The organism is Paractinoplanes brasiliensis (assembly GCF_004362215.1).
GTDB lineage: Bacteria > Actinomycetota > Actinomycetes > Mycobacteriales > Micromonosporaceae > Actinoplanes > Actinoplanes brasiliensis.
This window is the reverse complement of record NZ_SNWR01000002.1, coordinates 1,880,452-1,905,608: the sequence shown is the minus strand read 5'-3', so window position 1 is coordinate 1,905,608 and position 25,157 is coordinate 1,880,452. Positions and strand designations below refer to the sequence as shown.

22 protein-coding genes are annotated in these 25,157 nt (G+C 70.7%); 10 read left to right on the top strand and 12 right to left on the bottom strand.

Annotation, left to right across the window (positions count from 1 at the left end; all coding sequences use genetic code 11):
• Nucleotides 1–57: 57 nt before the first annotated feature.
• Both C8E87_RS40630 and C8E87_RS40625 read left to right on the top strand, forming a co-directional pair.
• Nucleotides 58–2,292 (top strand): discoidin domain-containing protein, encoded by a 2,235-nt coding sequence (locus C8E87_RS40630; protein WP_133878656.1) that lies wholly within the window; start codon nucleotides 58–60, stop codon nucleotides 2,290–2,292.
• 180 nt (nucleotides 2,293–2,472) lie between these two features.
• A complete protein-coding gene (locus tag C8E87_RS40625) occupies nucleotides 2,473–3,012 on the top strand; it encodes a hypothetical protein (RefSeq protein ID WP_133878655.1) in 540 nt (179 codons plus the stop codon).
• On the opposite strand, the gene C8E87_RS40620 is transcribed toward C8E87_RS40625, so the two are convergent.
• Both C8E87_RS40620 and C8E87_RS40615 read right to left on the bottom strand, forming a co-directional pair.
• Nucleotides 2,990–3,646, bottom strand: coding sequence for a DUF2238 domain-containing protein (locus tag C8E87_RS40620; RefSeq protein ID WP_133878654.1), 657 nt, complete (start codon nucleotides 3,644–3,646; stop codon nucleotides 2,990–2,992). The two genes, C8E87_RS40625 and C8E87_RS40620, sit on opposite strands and share 23 nt — an antisense overlap.
• A gap of 266 nt (nucleotides 3,647–3,912) precedes the next feature.
• Nucleotides 3,913–4,368, bottom strand: coding sequence for a hypothetical protein (locus C8E87_RS40615; protein WP_133878653.1), 456 nt, complete (start codon nucleotides 4,366–4,368; stop codon nucleotides 3,913–3,915).
• Nucleotides 4,369–4,662: 294 nt separating this feature from the next.
• On the opposite strand from C8E87_RS40615, the gene C8E87_RS40610 reads away from it, so the two are divergent.
• Nucleotides 4,663–5,157 (top strand): RipA family octameric membrane protein, encoded by a 495-nt coding sequence (locus C8E87_RS40610; protein WP_438866678.1) that lies wholly within the window; start codon nucleotides 4,663–4,665, stop codon nucleotides 5,155–5,157.
• Between the two features lie 33 nt (nucleotides 5,158–5,190).
• Here C8E87_RS40610 and C8E87_RS40605 read toward each other — a convergent pair whose 3' ends face one another.
• Complete coding sequence (locus C8E87_RS40605) at nucleotides 5,191–5,733, bottom strand: GAF domain-containing protein (RefSeq protein WP_166661441.1); 543 nt, start codon at nucleotides 5,731–5,733, stop codon at nucleotides 5,191–5,193.
• 182 nt (nucleotides 5,734–5,915) lie between these two features.
• On the bottom strand, nucleotides 5,916–7,538 hold the full coding sequence (locus C8E87_RS40600; RefSeq protein WP_133878650.1) for a methyl-accepting chemotaxis protein: 1,623 nt from the start codon (nucleotides 7,536–7,538) through the stop codon (nucleotides 5,916–5,918).
• Nucleotides 7,539–7,932: 394 nt separating this feature from the next.
• Here C8E87_RS40600 and C8E87_RS40595 point away from each other — a divergent pair, with 394 nt between their 5' ends.
• Nucleotides 7,933–8,724, top strand: coding sequence for an SAM-dependent methyltransferase (locus C8E87_RS40595; RefSeq protein WP_133878649.1), 792 nt, complete (start codon nucleotides 7,933–7,935; stop codon nucleotides 8,722–8,724).
• Here C8E87_RS40595 and C8E87_RS40590 read toward each other — a convergent pair.
• On the bottom strand, nucleotides 8,697–9,599 hold the full coding sequence (locus C8E87_RS40590) for a TetR/AcrR family transcriptional regulator (RefSeq protein ID WP_133878648.1): 903 nt from the start codon (nucleotides 9,597–9,599) through the stop codon (nucleotides 8,697–8,699). The genes C8E87_RS40595 and C8E87_RS40590 overlap by 28 nt on opposite strands.
• Nucleotides 9,600–9,702: 103 nt before the next feature.
• Between C8E87_RS40590 and C8E87_RS40585 the strand changes: the two genes are divergently transcribed.
• Nucleotides 9,703–10,440 carry an ABC transporter ATP-binding protein gene (locus tag C8E87_RS40585; protein ID WP_133878647.1) on the top strand — a complete coding sequence of 246 codons (738 nt, stop codon included), beginning with the start codon at nucleotides 9,703–9,705 and terminating at the stop codon, nucleotides 10,438–10,440.
• Nucleotides 10,437–11,753: an FtsX-like permease family protein gene (locus C8E87_RS40580; RefSeq protein ID WP_133878646.1), complete on the top strand. Its 1,317-nt coding sequence runs from the start codon at nucleotides 10,437–10,439 to the stop codon at nucleotides 11,751–11,753. The genes C8E87_RS40585 and C8E87_RS40580 overlap by 4 nt, the downstream gene beginning before the upstream one ends.
• A gap of 19 nt (nucleotides 11,754–11,772) precedes the next feature.
• Here C8E87_RS40580 and rph read toward each other — a convergent pair whose 3' ends face one another.
• Nucleotides 11,773–14,352 carry a rifamycin-inactivating phosphotransferase gene (rph, locus tag C8E87_RS40575; RefSeq protein WP_133878645.1) on the bottom strand — a complete coding sequence of 860 codons (2,580 nt, stop codon included), beginning with the start codon at nucleotides 14,350–14,352 and terminating at the stop codon, nucleotides 11,773–11,775.
• An 877-nt stretch (nucleotides 14,353–15,229) separates the two neighbouring features.
• Here rph and C8E87_RS44085 point away from each other — a divergent pair.
• From C8E87_RS44085 to C8E87_RS40560, 3 genes are all read left to right on the top strand, one after another.
• Nucleotides 15,230–15,529, top strand: coding sequence for a hypothetical protein (locus C8E87_RS44085; protein ID WP_166661439.1), 300 nt, complete (start codon nucleotides 15,230–15,232; stop codon nucleotides 15,527–15,529).
• On the top strand, nucleotides 15,519–16,715 hold the full coding sequence (locus tag C8E87_RS40565) for an ATP-binding protein (RefSeq protein WP_133878643.1): 1,197 nt from the start codon (nucleotides 15,519–15,521) through the stop codon (nucleotides 16,713–16,715). Before C8E87_RS44085 ends, C8E87_RS40565 begins: the two co-directional genes overlap by 11 nt.
• Nucleotides 16,716–16,814: 99 nt before the next feature.
• Nucleotides 16,815–18,536, top strand: a complete 1,722-nt coding sequence (locus C8E87_RS40560) for a hypothetical protein (protein ID WP_133878642.1) — start codon at nucleotides 16,815–16,817, stop codon at nucleotides 18,534–18,536.
• Between the two features lie 19 nt (nucleotides 18,537–18,555).
• Here C8E87_RS40560 and C8E87_RS40555 read toward each other — a convergent pair whose 3' ends face one another.
• On the bottom strand, nucleotides 18,556–19,107 hold the full coding sequence (locus C8E87_RS40555; RefSeq protein WP_133878641.1) for a TetR/AcrR family transcriptional regulator: 552 nt from the start codon (nucleotides 19,105–19,107) through the stop codon (nucleotides 18,556–18,558).
• 81 nt (nucleotides 19,108–19,188) lie between these two features.
• Here C8E87_RS40555 and C8E87_RS40550 point away from each other — a divergent pair, with 81 nt between their 5' ends.
• A complete protein-coding gene (locus C8E87_RS40550; protein WP_133878640.1) occupies nucleotides 19,189–19,914 on the top strand; it encodes an SDR family oxidoreductase in 726 nt (241 codons plus the stop codon).
• A 3-nt stretch (nucleotides 19,915–19,917) separates the two neighbouring features.
• On the opposite strand, the gene C8E87_RS40545 is transcribed toward C8E87_RS40550, so the two are convergent.
• From C8E87_RS40545 to C8E87_RS40525, 5 genes are all read right to left on the bottom strand, one after another.
• Complete coding sequence (locus C8E87_RS40545; protein ID WP_133878639.1) at nucleotides 19,918–20,628, bottom strand: maleylpyruvate isomerase family mycothiol-dependent enzyme; 711 nt, start codon at nucleotides 20,626–20,628, stop codon at nucleotides 19,918–19,920.
• A 53-nt stretch (nucleotides 20,629–20,681) separates the two neighbouring features.
• Nucleotides 20,682–21,587 (bottom strand): thioredoxin family protein, encoded by a 906-nt coding sequence (locus C8E87_RS40540; protein ID WP_133878638.1) that lies wholly within the window; start codon nucleotides 21,585–21,587, stop codon nucleotides 20,682–20,684.
• Complete coding sequence (locus C8E87_RS40535) at nucleotides 21,584–22,495, bottom strand: alpha/beta fold hydrolase (RefSeq protein WP_133878637.1); 912 nt, start codon at nucleotides 22,493–22,495, stop codon at nucleotides 21,584–21,586. The genes C8E87_RS40540 and C8E87_RS40535 overlap by 4 nt, the downstream gene beginning before the upstream one ends.
• Before the next feature lie 197 nt (nucleotides 22,496–22,692).
• Complete coding sequence (locus C8E87_RS40530; RefSeq protein WP_133878636.1) at nucleotides 22,693–23,130, bottom strand: hypothetical protein; 438 nt, start codon at nucleotides 23,128–23,130, stop codon at nucleotides 22,693–22,695.
• 125 nt (nucleotides 23,131–23,255) lie between these two features.
• The gene (locus tag C8E87_RS40525) at nucleotides 23,256–25,100 is read right to left on the bottom strand and encodes an elongation factor G (protein WP_133878635.1); all 1,845 of its coding nucleotides are present in this window, start codon (nucleotides 25,098–25,100) and stop codon (nucleotides 23,256–23,258) included.
• Nucleotides 25,101–25,157 lie beyond the last annotated feature (57 nt).

The following is a 25,157-nucleotide window of genomic DNA, read 5'->3' as shown; positions in this document are numbered from 1 at the left end:
CCAACCCGTGCGCCCGTCCCCGCGGACGCGCGGCAAGCGTCCGGCAAAGGCAGGCACATGACATCCCCATCAGTTCCGACCCGGAGACGCCGCGGCACAGTGGTGCTGAGCGCGCTCCTCGCCGCGGCCGTCGGCACCACCGTCGCCGCGGTCGCCACCAGCGCCAGCGCCGCGGAGATCCCCGTTTCGCACGGCAAACCGGCCACCGCATCGTCCGTCGAGAGCGCCGCCTTCCCCGCCTCCGCCGCGGTCGACGGTGACGCCGGCACCCGCTGGTCCAGCACGTTCGCCGACCCGCAGTGGTTGCGCGTCGACCTCGGCAGCACCCAGTCGATCAGCCAGGTCGTGCTGAACTGGGAGGCCGCGTACGCCTCGGCCTTCACCATCCAGACCTCGGCGAACGGCACCGCCTGGACCGACATCACCCCCGTGACCGCGGGCCGGGCCGGTATCCAGACCCTCAACGTCAACGGCAGCGGCCGGTACGTGCGGATGAACGGCACGACCCGGGCCACCCCGTACGGCTACTCGCTCTGGGAGTTCCAGGTCTTCACCACCACCAGCTCGACGCCCACACCCACCCCGACCGGCCCGGCCCTGCCGACCTCCGACACCCCCGACCTGGGCCCGAACGTGCGCATCTTCGAGCCGTCGACCCCCGCGGCGACCATCCAGTCGGCGGTCGACCAGGCCTTCAACGCGCAGCTGCGCAGCCCTGCCGCGCAGTTCGGCACCCAGCGCCACGTGTTCCTCTTCAAACCCGGCACGTACGGGCGGGTGTGGGCCAACATCGGCTTCTACACCACGATCGCCGGCCTCGGCCTCAACCCCGACGACGTGACCATCAACGGCGCCGTCAACGTCGACTCCGGCTGGAACTACGGCGACGAGAGCAACGCGACCCAGAACTTCTGGCGCAGCATGGAGAACCTGTCGATCGTGCCCGAGGGCGGCACCAACCGCTGGGCCGTCTCGCAGGCCGCCCCGATGCGCCGCGTGCACATCAAGGGCAACCTGACCCTCGCGCCCTCCAACCAGGACAACGGCCAGGGCTACTCCAGCGGCGGCTACCTGACCGACTCCGTGGTCGACGGCGTCGTGTCGTCGGGCTCGCAGCAGCAGTGGTACACCCGCGACAGCCGCATCGGGCGCTGGGACGGCGGCGTCTGGAACATGGTCTTCTCCGGCGTCCAAGGCGCCCCCGGCAACGCCTTCCCGAACCCGCCGCACACCACGCTGGGCACCACCCCGGTGAGCCGCGAAAAGCCCTACCTGTACGTCGACAGCGCCGGCCTCTACCGCGTCTTCGTGCCCGCCCTGCGCCGCAACTCGGCGGGCGCCAGCTGGCCGAACACCGCCGGCGCCTCGATACCCATGCGGGAGTTCTACGTCGCCAGACCCGGTGACAGCGCCGCCCGCATCAACTCGGCACTCGCCCAGGGGCTGAACCTGTTCTTCACCCCCGGCACGTACGCCCTCACCGACACGATCCGCGTCACCCGTCCCAACACCGTCGTGACCGGCATCGGCTACCCGACCCTGATCCCCAGCAACGGCGTCGAGGCCCTCAACGTCGCCGACGTCGACGGGGTGAAGGTCAGCGGCTTGACCTTCGACGCCGGCACCACCAACAGCCCGACCCTGATGAGCGTCGGACGGGCCGGCGTGCACACCGACCACTCGGCCAACCCGATCAGCCTGCAGGACGTCTTCTTCCGCATCGGCAGCAGCGTCCAGGGCAAGGCCACCACCACGCTCGCCGTACACAGCGACGACACGATCATCGACCACATCTGGGCCTGGCGGGCCGACCACGGCGGCGCCCCCACCGGCTGGACCGTCAACACCGGCGACACCGGCCTCGTCGTGAACGGCGACGACGTGCTCGCGACAGGCCTGTTCGTCGAGCACTACCAGAAGTACGAGGTCATCTGGAACGGCAACCGCGGCAGGACGATCTTCTTCCAGAACGAGAAGCCGTACGACGTGCCCAACCAGGCCGCCTGGATCGGCCCCCGCGGCAACGGCTACGCGGCGTACAAGGTCGCCGACAACGTCACCGACCACGAGCTCTGGGGTGGCGGCTCGTACGCCTACTTCAACGTCAACCCCAGCGTCCGGGTGGACCGCGCGTTCGAGGTGCCCGTCCGCTCCGGCGTCCGGCTCCGCAGCGTCCTGACGGTCTCCCTGGGCGACGTCGGCACCATCGCCAACGTCGTCAACGACACCGGCGGTTCCGTCCCCAACCCGGCCGGCAACACCGTGCCCCGCAACGTGGTGGCCTACCCCTGACCCTTCGAGCCAACGGCGGCCACCGGAGCACCTCGCACCGGTGGCCGCCTTTCTCGTCAATCGGCGCTGGTGCATTTCGTGCCGGTGGCCGTCTTTGTTGCCGGTTGGCGCCGGTGCACTTCGTACCGGTGGCCTTTCCTGCCGATTGGCACCGGCCGACCGGCCGGGGACAGTGGCTCCATGACGTGCATCGTGGGAATCACGGACGGGCGAACCGTCACCGTCGGCGGAGACTCGGCGGGCAGCGACGGCTGGCACGTCGCGGTGCGGTCGGACTCCAAGGTGTTCCAGGTCGGGCCCTACCTGATGGGTTTCACGACCAGCTACCGCATGGGCCAGCTGCTGCGCTACTCCCTGGACGTGGGCGAGCCGGACACCTGGGACGTCGACCGTTTCATGGCCACCACGTTCATCGACGCCGTCCGCGAATGCCTCTCCAGGGGCGGCTACGCCAGAACCACCGACGGCCAGGAACAGGGCGGACAGTTCCTCGTCGGCATTCACGGCCGCCTGTACGTGGTCGGTGACGACTACCAGATCGGGCACACCATCTCGGGTTACGCCGCCGTGGGTTCCGGTTACCTGGTCGCCCTGGGCTCCCTGCACTCCACCGCCAAGTCAGCCCTCGACAGCCACGCCCGCGCCGTGATGGCGTTGGAAGCAGCGGCGGAGCTCACCGAGGGCGTGCGGCCCCCTTTCACCGTCGTGCAGTCGGAGTGAGCCACTCCCGCAGCTGCTTGTCGTGGAGGCGGCTGAGCAGCACCAAGCTCGTGATCGCTCCGACGCCGGCCATGAACATGTCCCACTGGGTGTCCCAGACGTCGCCCTGGGTGCCCAGGAAATCCTCCGCCGAGGAGCCACCGACCACGGCGGACAGCCACTCGAACAGCTCCCACGTGGCGCTGACTGCCATCACCACACAGAGCACCAGCGCAGCCAGCCAGCGCCCGGGGCGCAGGGGGGTGCACCGCAGCAGGATCTCTCGGGCGACAACGGCCGGCACGAACCCTTGGGCGAAGTGACCGAGACGGTCGTAGGGGTTACGGGCCAGCCCGAGCGCGTCACGCAGCCAGTCGCCGGCCGGCACCTCGGCGTAGGTCCAGTGGCCACCGATCATCAGGATCACGGCGTGGGCCAGGATCAGCCGGTACGCGAGAGGCGTCAGCGGAAACCTGCGGTACGTGGCCACCAGGACCACAGCCCCGATGAGCGCCGCCAGCACCTCCAGAAACCAGGTGCCGATCGACTTGGCGCCGATCGCGGAAACGACCAGCGCGACCAGCCCGACGGCCAGCAGGATGACGGGCTCACGCCGGCGGGGTCCGGCAGTGGGCAGCGTGGAGGATGCGATCATCGCGCCAGTCTCGCGGACGAGCCCGGCGCCACGCATGGGTACAGCTACTCAGTTACCCTGCCGCTGCGGCAGATCAGGGCGCCCTTCGAGCCGTGAGAGATTCGGCCGGCCCGTCACCGTCATCGGACTCCAAAGGCAACCCTCCGCCCGAGTCGGCGGCGGTGACGGATGTTGCGGCGAAGGCCTTTGGCGCCGTTGTCGACTCAGAGCTCGGAGACAGCGAGTCCAGTCTTCGCAGCCCGAGGCTTTCGTGATGCTTAGCAGGATCAGCATCTGCGATCAGGCATACCAGATGCTCGAAGAAGGATAGGTAGGTCGGCGACCTCAACCTTCTCGGCGAGAACGAAGGGCTCCAGCGCTGCCCAAGCCCGCCGAGCGCGACTGGGCACGAGGCCCACAATCATCTTCGTTTCGATGCCTCCGAGTATCGACAGCGCGCCTAAACTGCTGAAATACAGGCCAACACGGCTGACATGGCGACGCTGATCTGGTTGCAAGCCCTGAAGGCCGCGACCCGGAGGCTCCTTCGAGAGCTCGTAAAGAACAAATTCTTCACTTTCGAGGAAGTCGTTGCTCCGGCATTCCCTGGTGAGCAGTTCGATGGTTACGGCCGTACTGTTCGATCTCTGCATCAAACGCAGTTGGCGAAGTCCGAAGAAGGCGGAAAGAGTGAGAGCCAGAAGTGAGATTGTTACGGCGGTGAAACTCAAGACCAGGTTCAAAGCGTGACCGTCCGATCATCTTTCCGATCCGGATTGTCAGCCTAGCAAATGCAGTCGATGTCGATCAATGACTACATTTGCCCGCTCGCGCGATGTTTTGTTCGATCTCCGGAGATCGCCTGTCAGGCATGACCGAACACACTCGAAGTCCGGTGCCGGCCAGGACGCCGATGCGGCGAACTCCTGGGCGGTCAGGTCAGGGTCTTCCCCGGCAGCCGGCCGATCGCACGGTCGAGTGCCCGTTGCCCCGCTGTGGCTCAATGGAAGGTCTAGAGGAGACCGGAGGTGCTGATCATGGACGGCACGGCTGTCGATGCGAACGGTGCGGCCCCAGGCCCGGTGCGCGATCCCGGGGAGCAGTCTCCGGATCCCGCTCAGCCAAGTGGCGCCGACATTGAGATATTCAAGATGGTCGCCGAGCATTTTCGGCAGGACCTACGAGAGTTCTGGGTCCGGAACAACATGTACATGCTTGTCACCGGAATCCTCGTTTCGGTGTTCTCCTCATTGGGGGACAAGGGCGCATACAAGTTGGCGGTGCCCGCCTTCGGCCTGCTCGTGAGCATATTCTGGTTCGCGGTCTCTCATGGGAGTCTGCGATGGCTGCAGATCTGGCGGAATGAACTGTGCAAGATCGATCGTGAGGTTGACAGATTCCAGGTCTACTACCGAGTCGAGCATCGGGAAAGAGCACGCGGAAACGTGTGGTCACCGTCCTGGGTGACTCATCTTCTTCCCGTGGTGGTCGGTGTCGGGTGGCTGGCTCTTCTGATCTTCGCTGTGGTCTGACGTCGAGCACCGCAGCACAGGGCTGGGTGGCGATCAGACGCCGGTGTGTGCGGGCAGCAGGGCGGTCGCGTGTGCGGCGGCTGCTTGCAGGGCCGCCAGGTCGGTGGGCTTGAACGCGCGTGGCTCGGTGTGCATGAGGATCAACGTGCCGACGAGGTGGCCATCGGGGTCGTGCAGCGGCACACCGGCGTAGGACCGCACCCCGCACACCGTGACGATCGGGTTGTCCACATGCGCCGGGTCGTCGTGGGTGTCGTCGATGATCAGGGGGCGGTCATGTTCCACCACCAGCGCGCACGGCGCCCAGCCGAGGGGGACGCCGCCCGCCTCGGCGATCCATTCCGGCATGCCGTGCGAGGCGAGGACAAAAGAGGTGTTCGCCCAGATCAGGTTGGCCGCCACGACAGCGCCGGGGAAGGTCTCGGCGAGGGTGTCGACCAGGGTGTGGAGTCCGGTCGCGGTGCTGGCGTGGCGGTCGGGCAGCGCCGCCGCCACCGCCAGCAGCCGTGCGGGCTCGAGCAGGCGTGTGCCCTGCGAGGAGGTGGAGGACGGCGGGGTGGACGGGCTGTTGGTCACGAGTGCTCCTGACGACGACGGTCGGGCCGATTTGGCATTACGTCTGACGTTAGGCGGGGTGCGGTGCCGCGCGGGGTGAAGCGGCGTTGCCGGACGGTAGCGAATCTGTCCGACGTTTCGCGGGCGCCGACGTGCACGACGCCCACTATCGTCCTGCGGCACGACGTACGGACGGGAACTGCTCAGTAGCGGAAGCGGGCGAGGTTCGTCTGCAGGGCGCCGGCGACGCGGGCGAGCTCGGCGGAGGTCTGTTCGGTGTTGGCGGCGGCGTTGGTGGTCTCGGCCGCGGCCTGGGCGACCCCGCTGACGTTCGCGCTGATCTCGGCGGAGCCCGTGGCGACCTCGGCCACGTTGCGGCTCATCTCGGAGGTGGTGGCGGTCTGCTCCTCCACGGCGGCGGCGATGGCGGTCTGGGTGTCGTTGATCTGCTGAATGACCTCGCTGATGGCGGTGATCGCGGTGACCGCCGCCTGTGAGTCGCCTTGGATGGCCGTGACCCGGGTGGAGATGTCCTCGGTGGCGCGGGCCGTCTCCTGGGCGAGGTCCTTGACCTCGGAGGCGACCACCGCGAACCCCTTGCCCATTTCGCCGGCGCGGGCGGCTTCGATGGTGGCGTTGAGAGCGAGCAGGTTGGTCTGCTCCGCGATGCTGGTGATCAGCTTGACCACGTCATCGATCTCGGCCGAGGAGGTGCCGAGTTTGTCGAGGATCTGGCGTGCTTCGGCGGTGGTGGTGACCGCGCCCGCGGCCACCTCGGCGGCGTTGGAGGTGGACCGGGCGATCTCCGTGATGGAGGCCCCGATCTCTTCGGAGCCGGCCGCGATGGTGGAGATGTTGACGCTGATCTCCTCGGCGGCGGACGAGGCGCCGTGCGCCTGCGCGGCGGATCGTTCGGCGGACTGGTTGACCGACTTCGCCACCGCCGAAAGCTCCTCCGAAGAGGACGCCAGTGTCTCGACGTTGATCCCGATCTCCCGCATCGCCGCGGTCAGCCGCTCGAGAGCCGAGTTGAGCGACTGGCCCATCTGACCCATCTCGTCGCGGCTGCTCACCTGCAGGCGCTGGTCCATGACGCCCTCGGCGAGTCCGGCCAGCACGCCGACTGTGCGCTGCAGCGGGCCGACGATGGAGCGTGTGACCAGCCACACGATCAGCGCGGACAGCAGCACCGACACGACGATGATGCTGATGATCAGCACTTTGGCGCTGGTGGCGGCCGCTCGCGAATCCGCCAGCGACTGGGCCGCCGCCGCTGATTCGATGTCGCTGATCTCGGTGAGCGCGTTCGTCAGCGTGGTGATCTGGGCATCGGCTTTGGCGGTGCGCACCGCGACGAACCGGGTGGTGTTGCCGGCCGACGCCAGGGCAACGAGTTCGTTGTCACGGACGGTCCGGTACGCCGCCAGGCTGTCGGTGACGGCTTTGACCTGCGTCTCCCGGCCGGCGATGCCGGTGTTCTGATAGGCCGCCCACTGTTCGTCGAGGTCGGCGTCGAGCTGGTCGATCTGTTGCTGAGCCTTCTGCTTGGCCGCCGCCGCGTCGGAGATGAGCATGTTGAGCAGCTGGAACCGGATGAAGGCCAGGTCCGCCTTGACATTACCCACGTGCTCGACGGCCAGCAGGTTGTTCTGGTACATACCTTCGGTGCGGTCGTTGGTCTCCTGCAGCCGCAGTATGCCGACGACGCCGACGACCACCGTGAAAGCGCAGGCCAGGGTGAAGCCGACAATGAGCTTTCCCGCCACGCGGAGGTCCCGGAACCACGACAACGGCGTCGACCTCTTTCCAGCTGTACCGTCTGACACGCAAGTTCACCCTTTTCACAGTGCCGGGGAGCGAGAACGACCCGGTATGGCTGTTACACCCTTCTCATCGGCCATCAGGACATCCGACTGAGAAGCACCCAAAGGTCAGGTCAGGGCTGATCGCCGAGAAACACCGCGAGTTGACCTGGATCGCGACCGGCCGCGGATCTGTCATGATCGCCGGGTGGGGGAGTCGTATCGGCCGCTGGCACTGCGTGTCATGGCTGAGCACGGAGCCGATGACGGGGTTTGGGATCCCGACCGGGATCACTGCGGACCGGTTGAGCTGGAACGTCTCGGTGTGAGTGCGGGGCTTGTTCAGCGGCTCAAGGAGTGGAACGGCTCGGCACACGAGGGGGTGGCCCGGCGGCGGGGCGGGGCCTAGGCTCGTCGGATGACCGAGGCCTTTGACACGGGACGTCCCCATCCGGCGCGGGTTTACGACTATCTGCTGGGCGGCAAGGACAATTTCGCCGCGGATCGTGCCGCTGCTCAGCAAGGGGTCGCGGCCAACCCGAACGCGATCACGGCGCCCCGGCAGAACAGGGCGTTCCTGCAGCGGACGGTGCGCTGGCTGGCCTCGCGCCGGGGTGTGCGGCAGTTCCTCGACATCGGCACGGGCCTGCCCACCCGGCCCAACGTGCACGAGGTGGCGCAGAGTGTCGACCCGGCCGCCCGCATCGTCTACGCCGACAACGACCCGATCGTGCTGGCTCACGCGCGCGCCCTCCTGGCCGGCTCCCCGGAGGGACGCACGGAGTACATACAGGCCGACCTGCGGGAGCCGGGGCGGATCCTGCAGGCGCCGGAGCTGCGGGACACCCTCGATCTCGGGCAGCCGGTGGCGGTGCTGCTGTTCGCGGTGCTGCACTTCATCGAGGACGACCAGGACCCGTACGGGATCGTCAAGGAACTCATGAGCGCCCTGCCCGGTGGCAGCTACCTCGTGGTCTCGCACATCACCGCCGACCACGACCCGGAGTCGTGGGGGCGGTTCGCCCAGATCATGCGGGGCCGGGGCATCCCGACCCGGCTGCGGTCGCACGACGAGGTGGGCCGGTTCTTCGACGGTCTCGAGCTGGTTGAGCCCGGCGTGGTGCCGATCCTGAGCTGGCGCCCCGACCAGGAGGTCCCGTTCACCGACGCCCAGGTGGCTCTCTACGGGGGCGTGGGCCGCAAGCCCTGATCCAGCAACGTTTCCAAGCCGTCGAGCAGGCGTCGCAGGCCGAAGTCGAACAGGATGTCGAGGTCGAACTCGCGGTCGTCGGACGCGATGAAACGCGCCATCAACGGCAGCTCGCCCGTGGCGAGGACAGCGGCCAGGCGTTGCCGCTGGGAATCCAGCCATTCGGTGTCGCTGAGGCCCGATTCCTGCTCGGCCTGCGCCTCCTCTTCAAGATTCACGGCGGTTCCCCGTACGTAGTTGGCCACGGTCACCGCCGCGCGGAACTGGGTGTCGGGGTCGAGCCCCTCGAAGGACCGCATCGTCCACTCGGTGTGCGCCATCGCGTGCGGCGCGAGCAGCGGACGGGTGAACGACACGGCCTGCGCCAGCCACGGGTGCCGCCGGTACATCGACCATTGCAGCCGGGCCAGGGCCTCGACGCAGGCCCGCCAGCCGTCCCGTTCCGGCGACATCCGCGGCGGGGGAGGGTTGGCCGCCATCACCTTGTCCATCATCAGCAGGACAAGTTCCTCCTTGTCGGCCACGTGCCGATAGACGGACATGGTGGGGATGCGGAGTTCACCGGCCAGCCGCCGCATCGACAACCCGGTCAGCCCTTCGGCGTCGGCGATCGTGATGGCGGTGCGGACGACCCGGTCGCGGTCGGGTGCTGTGCCGTCGGGCAGGGCGCCGATCGCGACGACCGTCCCGACACCCGGTTTCGCCCGTACGAGGCCCTCGTCGCGCAGGTGGGCGATGACCCTGCTCGCGGTCGCCATGGCCACCCCGTACGTGGTCATGATCTGACGCGTCGACATGATGCGCTCGCCGGGAGCGGGTTCACCGGCGGCGATGCCCGCGGCGATCTCGGCGGCGATCCGGCGATAGACGCTCATGTGACCTCCGGGTGATGCACTAGAGCGTTTCGCCCTGGTGCACTAGCGAAATACGGGTGCCAGCACTACCGATTCGAGGGTAGTGCGTTCGTACGGTGTATCCATGACCGACATCGTCAGGGTAGAAGAGCTGTACAAGACGTACGAGGGTGGCGTCACCGCGCTGGACGGCGTCACGGCCGGTTTCCCCGCCGGCAGCTTCACGGCGGTGATGGGGCCGTCCGGCTCGGGCAAGAGCACGCTGCTGCACTGCGCGGCGGGGCTCGACCGGCCGACCGGGGGCCGCGTGTTCATCGACGGCACCGAGCTGACGGCCACCAAGGACACCCCGATGACGAAGTTCCGCCGTACGCGGGTGGGGTTCGTCTTTCAGGACCACAACCTGCTGCCGTCGCTGACCGTCGAGCAGAACACCGTGTTGTCGCTGCGCCTGGCCGGGCGGCGACCCGACCGCCGACGGGTGCGCGGCGTGCTCGAGCATCTTGGACTGGGGGACAGGCCGGCCGAGTTGCCCGAACGGCTCTCCGGCGGCCAGCGGCAGCGCGTGGCCGTGGCGCGGGCGCTGGTCACCGAGCCGGCGGTCATCTTCGCCGACGAGCCGACCGGGGCGCTCGACCTGCGCAGCGCACGCGGGGTGCTCACGCTGCTGCGCACGATCGTGCACGACCACGGCCGTACGGTGGTCATGGTCACCCACGACCCGGTCGCCGCCGCGTACGCGGACTCGGTGCTGTTCCTGGCCGACGGGCGGCTGGCCGGTTCGCTGCACGCGCCCTCCGCGGACGCCGTGGCCGAGCGGCTGGCCCACCTGGGCGACCAGGTCGGCGGGGTGCTCGCATGATCGCCGTCGCCCTGCGCAACCTGCGGCACCGTCCCGGCGGTTTCGTCGCCACGTTCCTCTCGTCGTTCCTGGGAGCGGCGCTCATCATGGCGTTCGCGTCGTTGCTGGACACCGCGTCGGGGGTCCCGGCCACCGGCGGCAACGAGTCGCTGGTCACCACGGCCCTGGTCGGCGGCGGCTGGTGCCTGGTCATCGTGGCGTTCGCGGTGACCTCGACGCTCAGCCTGGCCGTGCGCCGGCGCTCCGAGCAGATCGCCCTGCTGCGGCGGGCCGGCGCGACCTGGCCGCAGATCGGCCGGATGGTCGTGGGGGAGGCCGCGGCGGTGGCCCTGCTCGCGTCGGCGGCCGCCGTGCCGGTCGGGTGGCTGCTCGGCCGGGTGCTGGTGTCGCTGCTGAAGGACACCGGGCAGGTCGCCTCGGACGTGTCGCCGTCCTTCGCCGTCATCGCCCTGGGAATGGGTTTCGGGGTGACGCTGCTGGGTTCGCTCGCGGCCGGGATCGCGACCGCTCGACGGGTCCGGGCCGCGTCGACGCGTCGTGAACGCCCCCGGCTGCGGCGGGCCGGTGCCGTGCTGTTCCTGCTGATGGGCGCGAACTGCTCGGTGCTCACCGTGACGATCATGGACGGCAGGGGCATCGACGCCATGCAGACGGCGGGGCAGGCCGGCATCTGGGCCGCGATCGGTCTGGCCCTGCTCGCCCCGGAGCTGCTGCGCCTCGTCACGGTGGTTCTCGGGCCCCTCGTACGGGCTTCCGGCGTCGCCGGCTCGCTGGCGGTCACCGGTGTGCATTCCCGGACACGGCAGCTGGCGTCAGCGGTCATGCCGGTGCTGCTGTTCACCGGCGTCGCCACCGGAACCGTGTACATGCAGGGCATCGAGGACCGGGCGGCGGAGGGCCAGGTCCAGGCCGCGTACGCCCGCGACATCCAGACCCTGAACTACGTGGTCGTCGGCATGATCACCCTGTTCGTGGCCATCATGCTGGTGAACACGCTGGTCGCCGCGACGGCCCACCGCCGCCGCGAGTTCGCCCAGCACCGCCTGGCCGGCGCGACGCGGGGCCAGGTGCTCGCCATGGTGTCCCTGGAGGGCGTGCTGATCACCGTCACCGGCGTGCTGGGCGGGCTGGCCGCCTCGATGTTCACGATCCTGCCGTTCGGCTCGGCCCGTGCCGACCGGCTCTGGCCGTCAGCCTCACCGTGGGCTTTCGCGGTCATCGCGCTGTCCGCAGTGGCCCTGACCGCCTCCGCCACGATCCACACCACCCGCCGTACGCTCCGAACCCCGGCCACCACAGCCGTTCGCGCATGAACCACGCCGCCGGCCCCGCTCATCCCGCGACGGTTGCGGGTTCCTGATCATCGAGGATCTCGATGTAGCCCTCGGTGCCGTGCACGCGGATGTGGGCGCCGTCGGGGATGAGACGGGTGGCGTTCTCGACGCCGACCACCGCGGGCAGGCCGTATTCGCGGGCGATCACCGCGCCGTGGGTCATGACGCCGCCGACCTCCGTCACCAGGCCGGACACGGCGACGAACAGCGGGGACCAGCTCGGGTCGGTGTAGGCGGTGACCAGGATGTCGCCCGGCGAGACGTCGGCCTGCGCCATGTCGAGGACGACCCGGGCCCGGCCCTCGGCGGTTCCGGCCGAGACGGGCACCCCGGCCAGTGCCCCGGCGGGCAGGTCGTCGCGGCGGTACGAGCCCGAGATGCCCTCGCCCTCCGAGGTGAGGATCCGCGGGGCGGACAGATTGGCGTACGAGCGGAACTCCTCTTTCCGGGCAGCGATGAGTGCGGCGTCGACGGCCTGATCGCGTACGGCGTCGGAAAGCTCTTGAAACGTCAAGAAGTAGATGTCTTCGCGATCCGGCAACCTGAGCCGGTCGGCCTCGGCCAGCAGCGCCTGCTTGTAGACGAGGTAACGGCTGACGATCCCGTACTTGGGGAACTCGCGATAGCCGATGAACGTGCGCACCCGGTCGATCATCTGCTGGGTCTCGCGGGCCTTCTCCTCGCCGTCCGGCAGGGCGCGCAGCCGCTCCAGCACCTCCCGCTCCTTGCGGGCCGCCCGCTGCCGGCCCTGCTCGAAACGCCGCGCCGCCTCGCCCGGCTCGAAACTGCGCACGTTGTCCAGGATCAGCGGCACCAGCGTCGACGGCTGCTCGCTCCACCTCGGCCGCGTGATGTCGATCTCGCCGGCGCACCGCATCCCGTACCGGTCCAGATAGGACCGGATCGCGTCGCGCGCCTCGGCCCCACCGGCCAGTTCCGGCAGCTCGTCGAGGAAGTCGTCCCCGGCCGTGCCCAGAAAAGCCACAACTTCCCCGTACGGGCGGATCACGTCGGCCACGTCCAGAAGCGCCAGCCCCATCTCGGAGGTGATGTTGCCCGGTGCTGACAAGGTGAGCGTGTCGGCCACGTTCCGCTCGCCCAGCCACTCGAGCAGGTGATCGTTGAGCCACCAGGTCGCGCCCATGCCCGCCGTCAGCGCCCGCATGCTCAACGGGTCGGTGAGCAGGCGCTTGTGCTCCTCGATGGCGTCGAGCAGGAAGTCGAACAGCGCCGGCCCGGACTTCGTGGCGATGTCCCGCTTGAGGGCGGCAAGAGAGTCCTCCGTACGCCGGACCAGCTCGGCCACGATGCCCGGATCGGTGGCGATCGGGTCGGTCGACCCGGCGCCCAGCGGCGGCGGCGCGGCCGGGGCGTCCGGCTGCAAGGGCACGAAGTCACGGTCGAAAACGGTCTGCAGGGCGTCGCCGACCAGCGGGTCCGACTTGCCGGCCAGCTCCAGGAGCCCGGCCCGGCCCGCCGGCGTGACCAGCCGCGGGGTGGCGTCGACGAAGAGCCGCCCGCCGGCCGAGAACATCGGGGCGAGGGCGGTCAGCTGCCACATCGAGATCCCGAGCGGTTTCATCGGGTCGGTCATCATCTGCTGATGCCCGACCGAGAGGTACACGCGGTTGCCCGGCCCGGCCGCCTCGGGGATCGGGAACAGCGTGGTGATCGGCCGACTCTGCACCACCTGGAAGCCGTCACCGTCGAGACACCATTCGACGTCCTGCGGTTTCCCGAAGTGCGCCTCGATCGTGCGGCCGAGGGCGGCCAGCCGTACGGCCTGGGAGTCCGTGAGCGCCGGCAGTCCCCGCTGCCCCGGATCGACCGCGACCTCCTCGGTGCCCCCGGCTGCCGACGGGCGCACGGCCCGCTGCTTGACGGCGAGCGCCCGTTCCACGACGACGCCGTCGCGCACCCGGAACACGTCCGGGTTGACCAGGCCCGACACCAGCGCCTCGCCGAGCCCGAAACTCGCGTCCACGGTGGTGACGTGCCGGTTGCCGGTGACCGGGTCGGCGGTGAACAGGACGCCCGACACCTCCGGGAACACCATCCGCTGCACGACGACGGCCATCAGCACGCGGCGGTGGTCGAAGCCGTTGCGCAGCCGATAGGTGACCGCCCGCTCGGTGAACAACGAGGCCCAGCACCGGCTGACGTGCCGCACGACCGCCCCGGCGCCGACGACGTTGAGGTAGCTGTCCTGCTGCCCGGCGAAAGAGGCGGTCGGCAGGTCCTCGGCCGTCGCGCTGGACCGCACCGCGTACGCCCCCTCGCCCACCGCGTCGGCGATCGCACCTGCCAGGTCACCCGGCACGGCGGTCGCCTCGATCACCCGGCGGACCTCCGCGCTCAGCGCACGGATCCTGTCCCGGCCGGTTGCCTGCGCCAGCTCCCGCAGGAGCGGGTCGAGGCCTTCCGCGGCTGCGAGCATTCGCCGATACGCCCCGGTCGTCACGACAAAACCTTCCGGCACCCGTACGCCGTCAATCCGCGACAATTCCCCCAGGTGAGCGCCCTTGCCCCCCACCGCGGCGACCATCGTCCGATCGATCTCGCCGAACCCCAGAATCATGCGAAAACCTTCCCCGTGGCGACCCAGGCCGACGATTCTGCGCCCCGACCCACGTCTTGCCGCAAGCCCCCGGGTGCGATATACGTTAGAGGTGGCAGGGAGAGTCTTCTCCTTGCCTTTTGTCTTGGTTCACCCATCCGGCACGCCCCACACCGGCGAAGATCAGCCGCCTCGGTGTCGCCGTCGTCCTGGCGCTGCGAGCCGTGGCCCGGGGACGGGCAGCGTCCCAGCCGTCGCCCCGATCGATGTCGCGGCCTCGCCCACAGCACCGTGAGGCTTTCGCGTTCATCCGCCTGGCGTGTTCTCCACGGCCCGTCGAGGGGCCTCGCTTTCGTTCGACCTGGGTGTGGGCACCTGTCTCGCTCTTGCCAACCCGCGGCGCTCGCCTTCGAAGACGTTCGCCTGAACTAGGTTCCTAGGATGCTCGGAGCCCTCGCGTCTGCCGTTGTGACCACTGTCAGCCTCACGGCGATCCTGTGCGCCAGGAGCGTGAAGTGGTCGCGGAGTCCTTGAGAGGGCGGGTTGTTCAGGAGCACGGCCGGTGTGGGGCGTGGGCGTCGCGGGAGGGCGTCTGGCCGTGGCCGCGCCAGGCGGGATTGGTGTGGCGTGGGTTGGTGGAGGGTGTCTGGTCCGGGTCGTGGGGCGGCGTGCGTTGGGGGAGGGCGTCTGGCCGGGTCGGGGTGTGGGTTGGGGAAGGACGTCTGGTCCGCGATCCTTCAGCGGGACCGGGATCGCGTGGATGGCGAGCCCGGGGCGATTCGGCAGTCGATGGGGCCGAGAACGCGGCTGAAGCCGGAACGCCACGCACCGGGGACGGCGCGCAACGGCCTGGCTGCCGGGGGAGTTGCGGTGGGGTGGGTTGGGCCATACTGGGGCGATGACGCGGCGCCGGCTGTGGGCATTGATCGCGGTCCTGGGCTGTGCTCTGCTGCTGGGCGGCTGGATCGTCTTCCTCGCGCGTAACGGGCTCGACCGCTCCGACAAGTGGTCCAGCGTGGTCGGCGCCGTGGTGACCTCTGTGCTCAGTGGGCTGGCGTTGTGGGTCGGGGCCCGCCCGGGTGCGGGTGACGGGCCCGGCCCGGTGCAGATCAACGAGGCGTCCGGCAACTCCACGATGTACAACGTTCAGGGCGGGGACCTGAACATCGGTGGGCGGGCGGGGCCCGATGAGACGTGAGGTCGCGCCACAGCAGATCAATACCGCGGGGGAGGCCGCGACGCTGCTGGCTGTGCAGAACGGTGATCTGCATGTGCACCAGCGGATCGGCACGCACTTCATCGACGAGTTGTCGTTCGGGGCCGTCGCCGTGCCGCCCGGCGAGCTGCCCAGCCGGCTGCTCAACGCGGGCAACCGGGTGGTCGACTTCACCGGCCGCACCCAGGAGCTGGCCGAGCTGACGGCTTGGCGTGACAGCGCCCCCGCCGTGGCGGTCCGGCTTGTGCACGGCGGCGCCGGGCAGGGCAAGACGCGGCTGGGGCACCGGTTTGCCGAGGTCTCGCACGCCGCGGGGTGGATCACCGTACGGGCCCGGCACAGCCGTGACGCCGTGGTGCAGCCGGTCGAGGTCACCGCCGGAACGGCCCTGGTCGCGCAGAAGCCGCTGCTCGTGCTGGTCGACTACGCCGAACGGTGGCCGCTGTCCGACCTGCTCGCGTTGCTGCTCGACCGGCGGCTGCACACCGGCCGGGCGCTGCGTGTGCTGCTGCTCGCGCGGCCGCTGGGCACGTGGTGGGACGCGCTGACCTACCGGCTCTCGGAGACGCTGGGCGTGCACGCCGACAGCGCCGAACTGACCGCCGCGAGAACCAGCCCGCACGAGGTGTTCGAGGTGGCCCGGAGCTGTTTCGCGCGGGTGCTCGGCGTGGACGTTCCGGACGGCCCGGCGCCGGAGGCCGAGGGCTCGTTCCTGACCGTGCACATGGCGGCGCTGGCTCAGGTGCTCGCCGCCCGGCAGGGTGTGGAGCCGCCGACCGAGCCGGCCCAGTTGTCGGCCTACCTGCTGTCGCGGGAACGCAGCCACTGGCAGTCGATGTACGACAACGACCGCCGGGTCGAGTCGCCGCCGCAGCTGATGGGCCGGGCGGTGTACGTGGCCGCGCTGACCCGGTCGCTCGACTACGCGTCGGCGCTGCCGGTGCTGCGGGCGGTGGCCGTCGCCGACGGGGTGCACGACGCCGGTCAGGTCCTGGCGGACCACGCGATGTGCTACCCGCCCCACGACGCGGACACCGTGCTGGAGCCGCTGTACCCGGACCGGCTCGCCGAGGATTTCGTCGCCCTGCAGACGCCGGGTCACGCCGTCGCGGGGTTCCGCCGTCGCGGGGTTCCGCCCCGACCCGTGGGCCGTGGGCGCGCTCGGTGAGCTGCTCGCGCACGACGCCCGCAGCGCCGCCACGGCCCTGCCGATGCTGGTCGACGCCGTACGGCGGTGGCCGCACCTGGCCACCGACCAGCTGGTGCGGTGCTGCGGGACAGGCCCGAGCTGGCCGTGCGGGCCGGTTCGGCGGCGCTCTCGGCGATCGCGGCCGCCCCCGCCATGCCGCTGGACGTGCTGGCGGCCATCGAGTCCGCGTTCCCCCAGGAGCCCACGGCCGACCTGCACGCGGGCATCGCCGCGATCACCGAGCGGCTGGCCCGCGAGCTGGCCGGGCACGCCGATGACCCCGTACGGGCCGGCGCGCTGGCGTTGAAGCTGGGCTGGCGGTTGTTCGAGTCGGGCCGCGTACGGGATGGTCTGGCGCTGCTCACCGAGGCGGTCGCGATCGCGCGGCGGCCACCCGCTCAGGCGGCGCAGCTCGAGCTGGCTCTGCGCAGCCTCGGCCGGGCCTGCACCCGTGCGAAGGACTGGGCCACCGCCGCCGACGCGCTCGGACAGGCCGCGGAGTTGTGGAACGACCGCTGCACGCCACCCGCCGAGGACGTCGCCGCCTGCCTGGCCGACCTCAGCCTCGCGCTGTGGAACCAGGGGCGCGACACGTCGTCGCTGTCGACCCGGCATCGGGCCATCGCGCAGCTGCGGCGGCTGGTCGTGGTCGACGGGCGGTACCGGCTGACGCTGATCCGGGTGCTGGTGCAGCAGGCCGAGCAGCTGCGCCGCGGCGACCGGCGCCGGGACGCGCTCGAAGCGCTGGACGAGGCTCTGGGCCTGTTGCAGGCGGTGGCCGGGAACGCGGGCGCGGGCCTGGAGCTGGATTTCGCCGCGGCCCTGCTCGGACGGGCCATGACGCTGCACTCGCTGCGGCAGCATCAGGAGGCCTCGTTCGCGGCGTCCGGCGCCGTGGCCGTGTTCCGGCGGCTGGCCGAGGTCAACGTTTTTTACGACAAGGAGCTGGCCCGGGCCCGTCAGGTGGAGGCGCAGATCCTGGCCGACCGTACGGCGTGGGGCGGGGCCCTCGACGCGCTGGCCGAGACGATCGCGATCCACCGGCGTCTCGTCCGGATCAGCGCCGAACGGCACGAGCTCGACCTGGTGCAGGCGCTGCTCAAGTTCGCCCGGGTCAGCCTGCCCTCGGGGTTGCGGACCGAGGCTGCCCTCGGCGGGCTGGACGAGGTGATCGAGCGGGTGCGGGCGCCGCGGTTCGACGCCGTCCGCGATCGGTTGGTGCTGGCCGCCCGCACGATCGGCGCCGACATCCTCGACAAGGCGGGCCGGGCGCCCGAGGCCGACGCGATGCGCGACCAGAGACACCGCCCTGCCTCCCCGCCGCCGGGACAGCGCGGCGCCCGGATGACCCGGGCCCAGGTGGCCGACGTGGCCCGGTCGCTGGGCAACCAGGCGCCCTACTCGGCCCGGCTGCGGCTGGAGAAGCTGTCACCGCCGGACATCGCCGCTGTGATCGTCGCGCTGAACCGGCCGCTCGACTGGCTGGAGCTCATGTTCCGCGGCTTCACCCCGGACCAGCGGCTGGCGATCGTGCACAGTCTCGTGCTGGACCGGGCACTCCTCGACAACCAGGTGGTGCTGGGTTACGTCGTACGGCTGATCCGGGACTCCGACGACGAGAACTTCCTGCGGCTCCTGCACCGCGCCACCCCCGAGATCGCCGCCGTGTTCCTCGACTACATCGGCCGGTGGGCGAGCCGGCCGAGCACATCGGGCGTGGAACGGGCGCGGGTGGCGACGGTCATTCGCCAGGCCGGTCACTACCTGCCCCCCGATTATCCGAGCGACTGGACCTACTGAACGGGCCGCCGGGACACGGTCAGGGCAGGATTCCGGCGGTTGCCATCGTGACCCGGCGGCGGGCGGCCGGCTCGTCGTCGCGGAAGCGGTCGACCGCCCACGACAGGGCCAGCACCAGCTCGTAGACCTCGGCGGCGGTGATGCCGGACCCGGGCCGGGCCGCGTCGAGCAGTTCGCCGGTCTTGACCAGCAGCGGGTCCGCTGCCGGCTTCATCGGGGAGCCGGTGTCGTGGTGGGCGGCGGCCAGGCAGTACGGCAGGTCGTGCCAGATGCGCAGCTTCCAGGTGAGCCGCATCAGCCACTCGGCGAGCGCGTCGCCGGGCGTCCGGGTGCGGGCCAGCTCGTCGGCCTCGGCCAGCGCCTCGTCGATGCTCGTCCGCAGGACCTCGGCCAGCAGGTCGTCGCGGGTGGGGAAGTTGCGGTAGAGGGTGGCGTTGCCGACCCCGGCGCGCAGGGCGATGCCGTCGAGCGAGGCCAGCACGCCTTCGGTGTCGAACGTCTCGCGCGCCGCGGTCAGGATCGCGTCCCGGTTGCGCTGGGCGTCGGCGCGCAGCGGGCGGGATGTAGCCATGGACACTCCTCCTTGACTATCCGGGGACTGTCCCCACATAGTTCATAGCGGGGATGCTCCCCAGTTATCGAAGGAGTCTAGATGAACCAGGCACTCGACGGCCGCACCGTGCTCGTGACCGGGGCCAACGGCGGCCTCGGCGAGCACTTCGTGAGGCAGGCCCTCGAGCGCGGCGCGGCCAAGGTCTACGCCGCCGCGCGTACGGGCAAGCAGTGGGACGACTCCCGGATCGAGCCGATCACCCTCGACCTGACCAGCCCGGACGACGCGGAACGGGCCGCCCGGGCCGCCACCGACGTCGACCTGCTGGTCAACAACGCCGCCGTGGCGCCCGGGGACGAGCGGATCACCGGCCCCGAGGACGAGCTGCGGCAGATCTTCGAGACCAACTTCTTCGGCACGCTGCGGGTCACGCGGGCCTTCACGCCGGTGCTCGCGGCCAACGGGGGCGGCACGCTGCTCAACATCCTGTCGACCGCCGCGTGGGTCAACGTCCCGACCGGTTACGGCGCGTCCAAGGCGGCCCTGTGGTCGGCCACCAACGCCCTGCGCGTGCAGCTGCGCGGCCAGCGCACGCAGGTGATCGGCCTGCTCGTCGGCATGGTCGACACCGCCATGTCGGCCCGCTACGACGTTCCCAAGGTCGGCCCGGCCGACGTGGTCGCGCAGGCTTACGACGCCGTGGCCGACGGCTCGATCGAGGTCCTGGCCGACGACCAGACGCGATACCTCAAGTCGCGCCTCAACACCCCGGCCGAGGAGCTTTACCCCTGGCTCGACGAGCAGCTGGCCGCCGTCTTCGCCTGACGCTCAGGCCGGTTCCCAGGCGATGAGCCGGTCGAGGACGCGCCGGTCGCCCTCGACCTTCACCGCCTCGGGTGACAACCGGCCGTAACACAGCAGCACCAGGTCGCCTGCCGGGGCGGTGACGGAGACGTCGGCCGGGCCGTCGCCGGGCTCGCAGCGGGCGCCCTCGGCCGAGAAGAAGATGCGCCAGGAGCGGCCCTCGGTGGCGTCGTAGCGGAGGACGGCGGGCTCGTGCGGCCACGGGCTCGTCGTCGCGACGCACGTGGTCTGGAACTCGTCGACCCCGTCGAGGGCGACCTCGACCGGCAGCGGCTGGGGATCGCCGACCGCGACCTGCGCGTCGTACGTGTGCACGGCGAGCTCCTGCACCTGATGCCGGGCCACGGCCGCACACGTCTGCGGTGACTGGGAGCGGCCCCACCACGTCCAGCAGCCGGCCTCGGGCCCGGCCGCCCGCAACGCGTCGATCAGCTCGCGGGTGGCCTCGGCCAGGGGCACCGGCGGCGCCCCGGACCAGGCGAAACTGCCGGCCGGCCCGGCGGCGGCGATGGCCGCCCACTTGCGACGGCCGTCGACCAGGTGCCGTTCGAGGTCGGCCAGCGTCCACCCGGGACACGTCGGCACCGGCACATCGAGGCTCGGGGCCGACGCGATCACGGCCTGGAACGCGGCCGACCGCTCGTCGATCAGACGCAGCAGTTCAGGGAAGTCCACCCACGGTTTCTATCACCGCTGCCGCGCCGCCGCTGTCCCGGTGGACAACGGCGTCAACCGAAGGTGAAGGCGTACGCGCGGACGCCCGGCCCCGCGAGGACGACCTCCAGGTGCCGCTCCTCGACCGTGCCGGGCTGCCGGATCAACTGGTACATGCGGCCCCCGGTCAGCACCCCCTGGCCGTCGGGCGTGATGTCGGCGCCGTGGGCCTGGCCCGGCGGCTCGCCGTCGAGCAGCACCCGGAACGGGACGGAGGAGTGACCGGCGTCCAGCACCAGATTGGCGTCGCGGGCCTCGAAGCGGAACGCGATGCTGCCGCCCGCGGTGTGCGCCGTGGCGTATTCGCTGCTGCGCGTCCAGTCGCCGTCGAGCGCCCATTGATTGGACTGCAGGAACCCCGGATACGCGTACGCGTGGGAACCGCCCGCCGACACGAAACGCTCCCCCCGGGCGTACCCCAGGTAGGTCTCGGGGGTTCTCAGGCGCTCCCAGTCGGCCTCGGCCTCCACCCCCAGCGCCTCCGGCCGGCTGAGGGGCCTGGCCACGCCGAGCAGACGCTGGATCGTGCGCTCCGACTCGGCGTACCGGCCCTCGCCGAAGTGATGGTCGCGGATCACCCCGTCGCGATCGGCGATGTAGAGCGCGGGCCAGAAATGGTTGTCGAACGACTTCCAGACCGTGTGGTCGTTGTCGACCACGACGGGATAGGTGAGCCCGCGGTCGGCCACGGCCCGGCGGATCAGGTCGCGGTCGTGCTCGAAGCCGAACTCGGGGGTGTGCACGCCGACCACGACCAGCCCGTCGCCGCGGTACGCCTGCCACCAGGCCCGGCGGTACGGCGCCGTGCGCAGCCAGTTGACGCAGGTCAGGGTCCAGAAGTCGTACGCCACCACGCGGCCGTCGAGATCGGGCGGCGCGGAGTCGAGCCACTCGGCGCCGCCCAGCCACGGCGCCTTCATGAGCGGTACGGCGCCAGGAAGTCGGACAGGGCCGCCACCAGCGCCTCCGGGGCCTGTTCGGCGACCCAGTGCCCGGCGTCGGGAACAACCGTCTCCCGTACGTCGCCGGCCAGTGGACGCATCGCCGCCGCGACCGCGGGGCCGTAGCTGAGGGCGCCGCCGATCGCCAGCACGGGCATGGCCAGCTTGGTCTTCGCCCGTTCGCCGTTCTGCGCGATGGTCTCGTCGAGGGCGCGGTACCAGCCGAAGCTGCCCGGCAGCACCCCGGGCTCGGAGAGCACCCGTACGTAGAAGTCGACCAGCTCGCCGGGCAGCTTGCCGCCCTGGACGGCGAACTCGTAGCCGAAGAACAGGTCCTCGTGGCCGGCGACCATCCGTTCGGGCAGGCCCTCCACCCGGTTGAACGGGATGTGCCAGAGCCGGTCGTTGATGTGCGAGGGCACGAACACCGGCGGTGACGCCTCGGCGCGCGGCGGGCCGGGGATCTCGGCCAGGGCGACCCGCTCGACCCGCTCGGGGTGGTCCGAGGCCAGGGCGTACGCGATGGCGAAGCCGGTGTCGTGCCCGGCCACCGCGAACCGGTCGTGACCCAGCGCGGCCATCAGCGCCACCAGGTCGTTCGCCAGCGTGCGGGTGTCGTATCCGGTCTCGGGCTTGCCGGACAGGCCCAGGCCGCGCTGGTCGACCGCGATCACCGTGAAGTCACGGGCCAGGGCCGGCATGACCAGGCGCCAGGCGTACCAGAACTCGGGCCAGCCGTGCACCAGCAGCAGCGGCGGGCCGTCGCCGCCGACGACAGCGTGCTGGCGCAGCTCCCCGGTGTCGACGAAACGGCTGGTGAACGTGTCGGCGAACCCGGCGGGCAGGTTCGGCGCACGGTCGGCCGACAGCACCTCGGAAATGGTCATGGTGCTCCCTCCACGGAAATGGTCGGAACCCGATGAGCCAATAGGGCGTGATTGTGCTTTGGCAAGTGTGCGAGGGGTGAAGGAATGCCCGCGGTTACTTGTCGGCTGCGTACTGGACCGGGCCGGGGTGGCGGAGTAGCGTTTTTCTGACTATTTCCGGAATGATTTCCGGATGGCAAATGAGACAGATGCTCCGGTCACTGTTCCACCCTTTTCGGCTGGACTTCGCCGATCACGGCGTCGGCGTCGGCGTCGGCGGGGGCCGGAGCCGGCTCGGGTCGCGGAGCCTCGGCGGGCGCGGCGGCGGGCGTGTCGGGGGTCGCGGCGGCGGGGGTCGCTGCCGGCGGGGAGGCCGAGGTGGCGGTGGGCGGGGACGCGGTGGTGGCGGTGGGCAGCCGGGCGGGCCGGGCCGGAGACACCCGGCGGCGGCGCAGGCGGGGCCAGCGCTTGCCGAGCAGCAGATAGGCGGCGTAGAGAACCGCGGCCACCGCGACCGGCAGCCCCTGCCAGCCCTCGTGGATGACCAGCGGCGGGCCGGTCGAGATCAGGGCCATCGCCAGCACGAGGCGGTGCGTGGGCAGACGTCCGGGACCGCCGCCCGGGCGCCCCGCCGATGATCTCGTCCCGTTGGCCACCGAGGCCAGGTTAGCCCCGCCCCGAGGAACCGGGCATGTCGCCCCGCCCACGAGCTCGGGTGTGCCGGCTCGGTCGACGAGGGCGGGGTGTCGCCCCGGGCCGGATGGGCCCGGGGCGACGTCGTTCAGGCGGCGGGCCGGTAACCGGCCGGCCGGGTCGAGAAGGTCGCCCGTCCCCGCGTACGGCTGCGCAGGTCGGTCGCGTAGCCGAAGAGCTCGGCCAGCGGCACCACCGCGGTCACCGACTGCGACGTCGAGCCCGTGACCTGCCCGCGGCGGGCCGCGAGGTCGCCCAGCACGGCCCCCAGCGCGTCGGACGGCGCGCTGACCGTCACGTCGGCCACCGGTTCCAGCCGGGCCATCGTGCACGCGGCCAGCGCCGCCCGCAGCCCCGACCGCCCGGCCGTGCGGAACGCCATTTCCGACGAGTCCTTCACGTGCGTGGACCCGTCGACCAGCGTGACCCGCAGCCCGACGACCGGGTCGCCGCCGAGCGGGCCCTCGGCGAGCGCGTCCCGGCAGCCCGCCTCGACCGCCCGCACGTACTCCGCCGGCACCCGCCCGCCGGTCACCGCCGACGCGAACTCGAAATCGGTGCCCTCCAACGGCGCCACGTCCAGCACCACGTGCGCGAACTGCCCGGCCCCGCCGTCCTGCTTGACGTGCCGGTGCACGAACCCGCGCACCCCGCCGGCCACGGTTTCCCGGTACGCCACCCGGGGCCGCCCGACGTTCACGGCCACCCCGGCCTCGCGCAGCCTGGTCACGGCCACCTCCAGTTGCAGCTCGCCCTGCCCCGAGAGCAGGGTCTGCCCGTCGATGTTGCTGACCCGTACGGAGAACTCCTCGGCCAGCACGGCGAGCGCTCCGGGCAGCCGTTGCGCGTCTGCCCGCGTACGGGCCTCGACCGCCACCGACACCAGGGGAGTGGCCGCCGCCGGGGCCTCCAGCAGCACCGGATGCTCGCGGGTGGACAGCGTCGTCCCCGCCCGCGCGCTCTTCAGGCCGGCCAGCGCGACGATGTCACCGGCCACCGCCCGGTCCACGTCGGTGACCCGGTCGGCCTGCACCCGCAGGATCCGTCCCGCGCGTTCGGTCCGCTGCCGGGCCGCGTCCCACACCGTGTCCCCCTTGGCGAGCACGCCGTCGTAGACCCGTACGAAGGTCAGCCGCCCCTGCTTCGCCGCCTGCACCTTGAAGACCAGCGCCGACAGCGGCGCGGCCGGGTCGCCCGTGGGCGCCGGCAGGTAGTCGACCACGGCGTCGAGCAGCGGTTCCACTCCGACGTCGCGGTAGGCCGCACCGCCCAGCACCACCACCGCCTGACCGCTGAGCGTGAGCTCCCGCATCGCCGTCCGCAGGGTGGTGTCCGACATGTCGCCCAGTTCTTCGAGGGCCGCCGGGTGCAGCTCGGCCACCGCCTCCTCCAGCCGCCGCCGGGCCGCCCGCACGTCCTCACGATCGGGGCGCGGGCCGACCAGGTCGATCACGCCGCCGTCGACGGGTAGCTGCGCCACCAGCGCGGTCACACCGAGCCGCTCCCGCAACGAGCGTACGGAGGCCTCGAAGTCCGCCCCGGGACGGTCCAGCTTGTTGATGAACGCCAGTCGCGGCACGCCGTAACGGTCGGCCTGCCGCCACACGGCCTCGCTCTGCGGCTCGACCCCGGCAACGCCGTCGAATACGACAACCGCGCCGTCGAGCACCCGCAGCGACCTTTCGACCTCGTCGGTGAAGTCGACGTGTCCCGGGGTGTCGATCAGATTGAGTTGCTCGCCGCGCCAGGTACAGCTGACCGCGGCCGCGAAGATGGTGATGCCACGTTCCCGCTCCTGCGGATCGAAATCGGTGACCGTCGTTCCGTGATGCACCTCGCCGCGTTTGTAGGTGGCGCCGGTGAGGAACAGAATGCGTTCGGTCAGGGTGGTCTTGCCCGCGTCGACGTGCGCGAGAATGCCGATGTTACGCATTGTTGAAAGTGTCTTTCCTTGACGTGCTTACGGTGGACAGCGCCGTGTTGCCGCTCT